6 protein-coding genes and 1 pseudogene are annotated in these 9,146 nt (G+C 68.3%); all 7 read right to left on the reverse strand.

Features of this window, described 5'->3' with window-relative positions; all coding sequences use genetic code 11:
• Positions 1–778: 778 nt before the first annotated feature.
• A complete protein-coding gene (locus I71_RS29190) occupies positions 779–2,554 on the reverse strand; it encodes a thiamine pyrophosphate-binding protein (protein ID WP_042702641.1) in 1,776 nt (591 codons plus the stop codon).
• A gap of 101 nt (positions 2,555–2,655) precedes the next feature.
• Positions 2,656–4,173, reverse strand: coding sequence for a ribulokinase (locus tag I71_RS29195; protein WP_211098450.1), 1,518 nt, complete (start codon positions 4,171–4,173; stop codon positions 2,656–2,658).
• Between the two features lie 25 nt (positions 4,174–4,198).
• On the reverse strand, positions 4,199–5,194 hold the full coding sequence (locus I71_RS29200) for an ABC transporter permease (RefSeq protein WP_049976394.1): 996 nt from the start codon (positions 5,192–5,194) through the stop codon (positions 4,199–4,201).
• Positions 5,191–6,195, reverse strand: a complete 1,005-nt coding sequence (locus I71_RS29205; protein ID WP_042702647.1) for an ABC transporter permease — start codon at positions 6,193–6,195, stop codon at positions 5,191–5,193. The genes I71_RS29200 and I71_RS29205 overlap by 4 nt, the downstream gene beginning before the upstream one ends.
• On the reverse strand, positions 6,192–7,706 hold the full coding sequence (locus I71_RS29210) for a sugar ABC transporter ATP-binding protein (protein ID WP_042702650.1): 1,515 nt from the start codon (positions 7,704–7,706) through the stop codon (positions 6,192–6,194). Before I71_RS29210 ends, I71_RS29205 begins: the two co-directional genes overlap by 4 nt.
• A gap of 48 nt (positions 7,707–7,754) precedes the next feature.
• Complete coding sequence (locus I71_RS29215; protein ID WP_042702654.1) at positions 7,755–8,774, reverse strand: sugar ABC transporter substrate-binding protein; 1,020 nt, start codon at positions 8,772–8,774, stop codon at positions 7,755–7,757.
• Between the two features lie 40 nt (positions 8,775–8,814).
• A pseudogene (locus I71_RS29220) lies at positions 8,815–9,146 on the reverse strand (hypothetical protein); the annotation flags it as partial.

Here is a 9,146-nt window from a genome sequence, read left to right on the forward strand (position 1 = left end):
CAGAAGAAGGCCTCCAGCTGCGCGATGCTGAGCCTCATGTCGGCTGTTTCTAATATCAGTTTTCCAAATATTATATGTCAAGGACATGCTATTTGATTATCAATGTCAATGAACGGACACTCTTGGTCATTCGGGCAAAGCGTGGCGGAGTCCGCGCAATCCGGAGGAAACCAAGATGAAAGAGTGATCCGACATCATCGCCAAGGTGGGATGGCGCATCCTGCCGATTTTGATGGTCTGCTATTTCGCCGCCTTTCTCGACCGGGTGAACATCGGCTTCGCCGCGTTGACCATGAACCGGCAGCGGTGCCGGAGGCTATCCGTTCCTCGAATTCGATGCCGGCCCCAATCCCCTGCTGGACCTCTGCGGCCGTCCCGCCGTCAACGGCGACGGCACCGTCACGGTGCCGGACGATCCGGGCTTCGGCATCGAACCGAACGCCGACATGCTGTCACCCTTCACCGTCGCGCGGCAGGAGGTGGTGGACGGGACATCCTTTTCCGGCCCGACGGCACGGTGAAGGCCCGGGCGGTCCCGGCCGGGACCGTCGTCCCACGTCGCGCCCCGCCAGAGTGATCGAGCGCCGCGAGCTGCGAGCTGGACAGAGCCGTCCGTTCGGCCACACCATCGCCTCAACCAGCCGGCGGCACCGCGCCTCATCGCGGAAGCGCTGCGCGACATGCTTACCGTCGCGTAATTCGTGACGCTCGGCGGAACCGCCGAGCGTCTGATGCAACTGGCCGGACGGGCCTGCAAAGAATCGCGATCCTGCCGCCGTCAGCCGAGGAGAGTCGGAGACTGTTTCCAATCCCGCAGCTTGTAGACGGTTCCCGGACGCGGGCGGGGACTGTCGCCGCCCTCGCGCATCCGGCGTTTGAAGCTGTGGATCGGCGTCGCCAGATCGTCGACGCGGATCTCCACCACAGACGGGCCGTCATGGGCGAAGGCGGCGTCGAGCGCCGGTCCGATCTGGTCCGGCGTTTCAACGAAGAAGCCCTTCAGTCCCAGGGCGGCGGCGGCACCGGCGAAATTCGGCTGGCAGCTCTGGCTTTCCAGCAGCGCCGACTGGACATTCTTGAAGAAGATTTCCTGCCAGAGCTGGATCCAACCGAGCCGCCCGTTGTTCAGCACGATGTTGACGACGCGCTGGTTGCGTTGCGCCTGGGTCGCCAGCTCACCGACGGTGTAGGAGAAGGCGCCGTCGCCGGCGACGGTGACGATCCGGCTGCCGGGCCGGGTCTCCGCCGCACCGACCGCCGCCGGAACCGAGTAGCCGAGACCGCCCTGTCCGCGCGCATAGAGGAAGCCGCGGCCAGCCTTGCGGACCGGCAGGAAATTGGCGATCCAGCCCGCCGAGAAGCTGGCGTCGGACACGACGATGTCGTCCTCGCCCAGCCGGGCCGCCAGTTCGGCCATCACCCGCGGCGGGTTGATGGGCAGGCGGTCGCTCCGGATTTCCTCGCGCTTCTGGGCCTCCCCCTCCTCCTTCACCGCGGCGATGCGCGACAGCCAGTCATGGTTGTGCTGCTGTTCGAGCGAGGCGTTGAGCAGGCTCAGCGCCTCGCGTACGTCGCCGAACAGGGCGACGGTCGGCTGGAAGGTGCGGCCATGCTCGTTCGGGTCGCAATCGATGGTGATGGTGGCTTGTTCCGGCAGCGGCAGCGTCCAGTTCATCGCGGTGTTCTGGCTCGCCTTCGACCCGCACCAGATGACGAGGTCGGCCTCCTTGATCAATTCGATGGCCGCCCAGGAACCCAGTGGATTCAGCGTGCCGGCCGCATAGGGAAGGGTTTCGGCGACCGCGCCCCGGCCGGTGAGGCTGGTCACCGCCAACCCAGACAAACGGGCAGCGAAATCGCCGGCTTCGGCGATTGCACCGGCGCCATGGACACCGCCGCCGAACACCACGGCGGGGCGCTTGGCCCGGCGGATCAGGGCGATGGCCTCGCTCACCGCCGAGCCGACCGGGGCGGAGCGGACGAAGGGCGCGCGGATCGCCCGCTCGTCGACGCCGATCTTGACCAGCGTTTCGTCCCACTCGGCATCGAACACGTCATGTGGGATGATCAGCGCGACCGGGCCGGGACGCGGCGATGTGGCGACACGGAACGCCGTGCGGATCATTTCGGGCAAGGCGGTGACCGAGGGAACCAGCCAGGAGTCCTTGGTGATCGTCTTGAAGAAGGACAGCTGGTCGAAGCCCTGCGAGGCGATGCCCTTGTCCTTCAGGGTCAGCCAGTCGAGCGGCAATTCCCCGACAATGCCGATCATCGGGATCGAGGCGTTGAGCGCCTCGATGAAGCCGGCCGGGAGCAGGTTGGCACCCGGCCCAACCGTGACGTCGCAGACGCCCGGCTTGCCGGTCAGCCGGGCATAGGCGTCCGCGGCGTAGGCGGCGTTGCGCTCGTCGCGCATCAGGACGTGACGGATGCGGTCGGTGCGGCGCGAGATGCCGTCATGCAGCGCCGTCGTCTGTCCGCCGGGCATGCCGAACACCAGTTCGACGCCGTAGCGCGCCAGCATTTCGGCGACGAGATCACCCATGTGAGCCATAGCGAGGATCCATTCCTGTTGAAGGCGTTTAAGCAGGGGACGGCTTTGGCGCGACATCGCCGCGCCTTGTCCGGTTCACCCCTTGCAGATGAAGGAGAAGATCAGTGAGACGCCGCCATCCGTGCGGCCATGCCGTTCATCAGCGGCTTCAGCGCCGCGTGCGTCGCCCGGTAGGCCTCGAAGGACGGCTGATAGCGGTCATGGGCGTCCATGTCCGGTTCGATGGTTTCCTCCTCGACCACCATCGCCGCGGCGGCCTCCGGAAGCGATGGCCAGACCTCGGCGCCGACCGCCGCGACGATGGCGGAGCCGAACGCCGTCGCCTCGCGGACCTTGGGAACGACCAGCGGCAGGCCGCTGGTGTCGGCGTGCATCTGGAGAAGGAAACGACTGCGGGTCGCCCCGCCGCACACCGTCATCGACGACACCGGAATGCCGTTGCCTGCCAGCGTTTTCAGGATGTTGTGCGTTCCGAAGGCGATCGATTCGGCGAGCGCGCGCAGGATGTGCTGCGGCGTGTGCCGCAGGGTGAGGCCCCAGATGGCACCCTGAAGGTCGTAATCGGTGTGGGGATTGCGGTTGCCCTGCCAGAAATCCAGCGCGATCAGACCGTCGGCGCCGATCGGCACCGATGCCGCGCCGTCGAGCATCTCGGCATAGGGCTCCGGCCCCACCGACAAGGCCCGGCCGACCTGATCGTGCCACCATTTCAGGATCGAGCCGGAGGAGACCTGTCCGCCCTCCAGCACCGACAGCCCCGGCACGACGCAGTCGGGATGGGGACCGAACAGGCCGGGAACCTCGCGCTCGGCGTCGGTCATGCACAGCAGCAGGTGCGATGAGCCGGTGATGAAGGCGGTCCGTCCGGGCGCGCAGACATCGAGTCCGACCATGGCGACATAGGCGTCGGTGCCGCCACAGACCACCAGGCTGCGCCCGGACAGGCCGGTGTCCCGCTGCGCCGCGGCGCAAACCGGACCGATCGGCGTGCCGAGCGCAGGGATGTCGCGGGNAAAGCGTCGTNNGATCCCGGCCAGCCCGATGCGTCGAAAGAAGCCGGTCGGCCAGCCGCCCGCCCGCCCGTCATGGAACCAGCGATTGCAGATCTGGTTCAGGCCCAGGGTCAGCCGGCCCGACAGCTTGAAGGCGATCCAGTCGGCCATCTCGACGAAATGGCTGGCCCGCTCGAACAGGCCGGGTTGCCTGTCCTTCAGCCAGAGCAGGCGGGGAATCATCCATTCCGAACTGACCCCGGCGCGGCAACGGGCAAGGGCAGGATCGCCGGTCGCCGTCATCCGCCGGGCTTCGGCGGAGGCGCGGTTGTCCATCCACAGGATCGCCGGTCCGATCGTCTCACCGGCGTCGTCGAGGGCCACCAGCGTGCTGGAGGTTCCATCGGCGGAGATCGCCAGGATGTCGTCCGGGGCCGCGTCGGCCTCGCGCATGGCAGCGCGGATCGCCAGGCAGGCCGCCCGCCACCAGTCGGCCGGGGTCTGTTCGGCCCAGCCGGGCCGGGGGAAATGGGTGTCGTAGCAGGAGGTCCCCTGGCCGCGGACGTTGCCCGCGAGGTCGGCGACCAGGGCGCGCGCGCCGCCGGTGCCGCAATCCAGGCCAATCACGAAGGGTCCTTTGGCGGCCATCGTCTCAGCCCCTTCCATTGGCTTGGCCGCGCGACCGGCCCATCCACACCGCCAGAGCCACGCCGCAGATCAGCAGCGCACCCTTGATGATCTCGCGCTGGTAGTCGGGCCAGCCGAGCAGGGCGCCGCCACTGACCAGGGCGGCGAGCAGCAGCACCGCGGTCAGGGTCCCGATCACATTGGGCTGGCCCAGGCGGATCATCATGCCGCCGACGAGCACGGCGGTCAGGCCGTCGATGAAATAGGAGGCGCCGATCATCGGCTGGCCGGAGGACAGGCTGGCGACCAGGATCACCCCGGCGGCCGCGGCGAAGAGGCCGGACAGCACATAGAGGATCAGGATCAGCCGGCCGGTCGGGATGCCGGCCTCCAACGCCGCCTCCTCGTTCTGGGCGGTGGCGTAGACGTAGCGGCCGAAGGTGAGATGCTCCTGGCACCACCAGGCGGCGAGGTAGAGCAGCGCGACGCCGACGGCGATGAGCGGGACCGGGCCGAGGGTCATGGACAGCAGCTCGCCGATCGGGCCGGCATCCTCGATGCGGATGGAGGTTCCCCGCCCGATCGCCGCCGCCGCCGACGCGCAGATCCCGCCGGTGGCGATGGTGGTGATCAGCGGCGACAGCCGGGCGGTCCCGACCAGGACGCCGTTCAGCGCGCCGACCAGTCCGCCCACGGCCAGCGCAGCCAGCCCGGCCGGCAGCCATCCCGCACCGCCGGCCAGCAGGGAGGCGGCGGTCATGTTGGCAAGCGCCGCGACCTGCATGAAGCTGACGTCGATCTTGCCGGCGGCGGCGACCCAGTTCAGCCCCAGCACCATGATGGCGGTCAGGCTGGCGCTGCGCAGGATGGTGGCGAGATTGCCTGCCTCGATCATCTGCGGCCGTTCCAGGGTGAACAGCCCGACGGCGACGATCAGCAGCAGCAGCAGCCACCAGCGGCCGACCAGTTTCAGCGCCGGGGCCGGGGCCGGCAGGCGTCCGGATGATGTGATCATGCTCATGACCGGAACTCGCTGTTCGGAGCGATGGGAAGGACGGAGGCGGCGAGGCGGCGGAGCTGCCGGCGCACGCGCGGGTCGAAGACGACCACCCCGAACAGCAGGATGCCGCTGACCATGCCGTCGCTGTAGTAATAGGGCAGGCCGAGCAGCGAGAAGCCGTCGAGCAGGATCGTGATGACCAGCGTTCCCGCGAAGGTCGCCGGGATCGACGCGCCGCCCAGCAGGGCCGCGCCGAGATAGACCCCGGCATAGGCCGGCATCAGCAGCGTGGCGCCATGGTTGGTGTTGGCGGCTCCGGATTCGGCGATCAGCAGCAGGACGGCCAGCACCGAGGTGGCGGCGGACAGGCCGAAGGCGGCCATGACGCAGGCGCGGACGCGGATGCCGGAGAAATGGGCGGCGACCGGATTCTCGCCGGTGGCGTAGAGGGCGACGCCGAAGCGCGAGCGGTGCAGCACCAGACCGGCCAGGCAATAGGCGGCGAGCAGGAAATAGGCCGAGACGTTGATCCGGAAGAACCGGGTGTCGTTGAGGTCGAGCAGGCCGGAGGTGATGAAGTTCTGAAAGATCGACTGGCCGCCGGTGTAGAGGAAGGCCAGCCCGGCGGCGATGGAGCCGGAGCCGATGGTGACGACGATGTCCGGCAGCCGCAGATAGCCGATGGCGAAGCCGTTGAGCAGCCCGACCGGAATGCCGATGGCCAGCCCGGCGGCGATGGCGAACCACAGCCCGTAGCCGCTGGCGATCAGGAAGCCGATCGTCACCGCCGCCAGCGAGGCGATGCCGGGAAAGGACAGGTCGAACCGGCGGACCACCACCACGAAGGTCAGGCCGAGCGCCGCCAGCCCGTTGGCCGCCATGTGCCGCGTCACCGCCGACAGGTTGCCGTAGGAGGCGTAACGCGGCTCCAGCGCGGTGAAGACGGCGATGATCGCAGCGATCATCGCCACCACCCCCAGACAGCGCAGCAGCGCCGGGGACAGGATGCGGAAGCTGGTCATTGGAGTCTCCCCATGATGCCGGCGGTCAGCAGGTCGTTGCGGCTCATCGTGCCGGCCGGAGGGGCGATCTGTCGGCCCTTGTAGAGCGCGAAGCTGCGGTCGGCGAGGCCATGGACCTCGTCACAATCGGTCGACATCACGATCACGGCGGCCTGTTCGGCCAGGGACCGCATCAGGGCGTAGAGCTTGGAACGCGCGCCGATGTCGACCCCGACGGTCGGTTCCACGAAGATGTAGACCTTGGCTTCGGTGAACAGCCCCTTGGCGATGACGATCTTCTGCTGGTTGCCGCCGCTGAAGCTCGACACCGGGCGGTCGAGATTGGGCGGCGTCAGAGCCACCACCTCGGCGAGTTCCCGGGCGCGGCGGCGGTTGCGGCGGCGGCGCAGCAGGCCGAAGAGTCCCGATGCCCGGTCGAGGTCGGCCAGCTTGACGTTGAAGACCGAGGACTGGGTCAGCGTCAGCCCCTCGGTGCGGCGGTCGCCGGGCACCAGGAAGATGCCGTCCTTCAACGCCTCGCGCGGGCTGCGCGGACTGACCTCGCGCCCGTCGATCAGGATGCTGCCGCTCTCGGCGCGGTCGACGCCGAACAGTGCCTTCGACAACTCGTCCAGGCCGGAGCCGACCAGACCGAAGATGCCGACGATCTCGCCATGGCGCACCTCGAAATCGATGCCGTCGAATGCGCCCGGGCGGCGCAGCCGGCGCACCGACAGGGCGATGGGGCCGGACGGCCGGTCCGCCGGCTTGGGCGGGAAGATGTGGTCGATGGTCTCGCCCAGCATCAGCTCGGCGAGCGACAGCCGCTTGGAACGGATGTCGGCGGACTCCATGGTGGTGATGCGCCGGCCGCTCCGGAACACGGTGAAGCGGTCGGCGATCTCGATCACCTCCTCCAGCCGGTGCGTGATGTAGAGGATGGAAATCCCCGACGCCTTCAGCGCCCCCATCATGCGGAACAGGACATCCTTCTCGACCTCTGTCAGGGTCGATGTCGGCTCGTCCAGGATCATCACCTTGATGCCGTCGCGGGACAGTGCCTGGAGAACGGCGACGATCTCGCGCTCGACCGCCGACAGGCTGCCGACAGGCCGGGACAGATCGATGTCGACGGGAAAGCGGGCGAGCAGCGCGTCGCCGCGCCGCCGCAGCTCGGCATGGTCGATGCGGGACAGGAAGCCCCTGCCCCTGCCCTCGCGGCCGAGATAGATGTTCTCGTAGCCGGTCAGGTCGGCGACCAGTTCCGGATGCTGCTGCACGGCGGCGATGCCATGGTCGATGGCGGCGCGGGGGCTGTGGAAATCGACCCGCGCGCCGTCGAGTTCGATGTCGCCGGAATCCCGCTGGATCAGGCCGGACAGGATCTTGATGAAGGTGGATTTGCCGGCCCCGTTGACGCCGAGCAGCGCATGGATCTCCCCCTTTTCCAGGGTGAAATCCACTTCGGCCAGGGCGTGGACGAGGCCGAAACGCTTGGAAAGGCCACGGGTGCGGAGTACAGGAGCGGCCATGCGACAGTCTCCTCGACCATTGCGTTCATGACGTCGGGCGGCGGCGGTTCAGACCGCGCGCACCCATCCGAGCTTCTCGGCATGGCCGGGGACGTCGTAATCGTCGGGAATGCCCTTCGCCAGCATCGGCTGGGTCACCGCATAGGTCGGCGTGATGATGGTGCGAGGCGTCTTGCGGCCGGCCTTGTGTTCATGCGCGTAGAGCACGGCCAGATAGGCCATCTCGTAGAAGCTCTGCGCCATCGACAGCTTCAGCTGCGTGCCGCTGGCGATGTAGTTGAAGGCCTGCGATCCGCCGTCGATGCCGGTAAGGATCAGGTTGGACCGGTCGGCCGAGCGGCAGGCCAGCGTGCCTTCCACCGCCGCCCCGTCCCAGGCGCACCACACCGCGTCGAGATCGGCGTTGGCCGTGAGGATGTTGTCCACCGCCTGGCGCGGCGTGACGTTGCCGGCCAGCGCGAACGCCCAGTCGGCGACGATCTTGATGTCGGGATAGCGTTTCAGCGCCCATTCCATGCCGAGCGTCCGCTGGTCCCAGCTTTCGTTCTGCGGGAGCTTGACGCAGGCGATGCGGCCCTTGCCGTTCAGCTTCCGGGCGATGAAGTCGGCGGTGTGGAAGCCCATGCCGAAATTGTTGGACATCGCCGTGGTCTTGACCGCGACACCCGGAATCATGCTGTCGGCGGCGAAGACCGGGATGCCGGCGTTGATGGCGCGCTGCACCGCCGGGGCGATGGCGACCGCGTCGGCCGGAGTGACGAACAGGGCGTCGGGCTTGGACGCCACCAGGGAGTCGATCTGGTCGGACTGCTTCTTGGCATCGAAGCCGGCGTCGGTGGTCGTCAGCTGGCCGCCGATCTCCTTCACCGCGGCCTTGAAGCCGTCCTGGAGGTGGCGACCGGAGTCGTAGGTGGTCCAGCCCAACGCGGCGGCGAACTTGTAATCGGCGCCCGCGGCGGCGGCGAAGGCCGACCGGCTGTCGATGAAGCTGGCGACGGCGAGGGCGGCGCCCGCGCCGAGCAGGGTGCGGCGGGAGAAGCCGTCGGCAGGCGGAGTCTGGCTGGTCATGGCGTTTCCTCTCCAGGAAGGTCGTTGTTCTTTGGTGTGGTCAGACGGCGGCGGCGGACGCATGTCCGGTGCTGGCCGACACTCCGCCATGGGGCGGCAGGACGGTGGCGGCCGGTTGCCGGGCCGGCAGCGCTGCGCGCTCGGCGTGGAAGGACAGGGCGGCGGACGCGGCGCGGACCGGCGCGTACAGCGCCCGCCAATGGGCGAAGACCTCGGCATAGCCGGCCGCATGGTCGGCGTCGGGTTCGATCGTCCCAACGATCTGCGGACGTGTGAAGACGTCGGCGGGCCTGGCCCCGGTGGCGGCGACCAGACCGAGCCGGGCCGCGCCGAAAGCGGCGCCCATTTCGCTGGCCGCCGGTATGGCGATCG

Origin of the sequence: Azospirillum sp. B506 (assembly GCF_000333595.1) — a bacterium.
Taxonomy (GTDB): domain Bacteria; phylum Pseudomonadota; class Alphaproteobacteria; order Azospirillales; family Azospirillaceae; genus Azospirillum.

Coding starts and splice junctions, on each gene's coding strand:
- I71_RS29210 (WP_042702650.1), bottom strand. CDS start 7,706: ATGGCCGCTCCTGTACTCCGCACCCGTGGCCTTTCCAAGCGTTTCGGC.
- I71_RS29190 (WP_042702641.1), bottom strand. CDS start 2,554: ATGGCTCACATGGGTGATCTCGTCGCCGAAATGCTGGCGCGCTACGGC.
- I71_RS29205 (WP_042702647.1), bottom strand. CDS start 6,195: ATGACCAGCTTCCGCATCCTGTCCCCGGCGCTGCTGCGCTGTCTGGGG.
- I71_RS29215 (WP_042702654.1), bottom strand. CDS start 8,774: ATGACCAGCCAGACTCCGCCTGCCGACGGCTTCTCCCGCCGCACCCTG.
- I71_RS29200 (WP_049976394.1), bottom strand. CDS start 5,194: ATGAGCATGATCACATCATCCGGACGCCTGCCGGCCCCGGCCCCGGCG.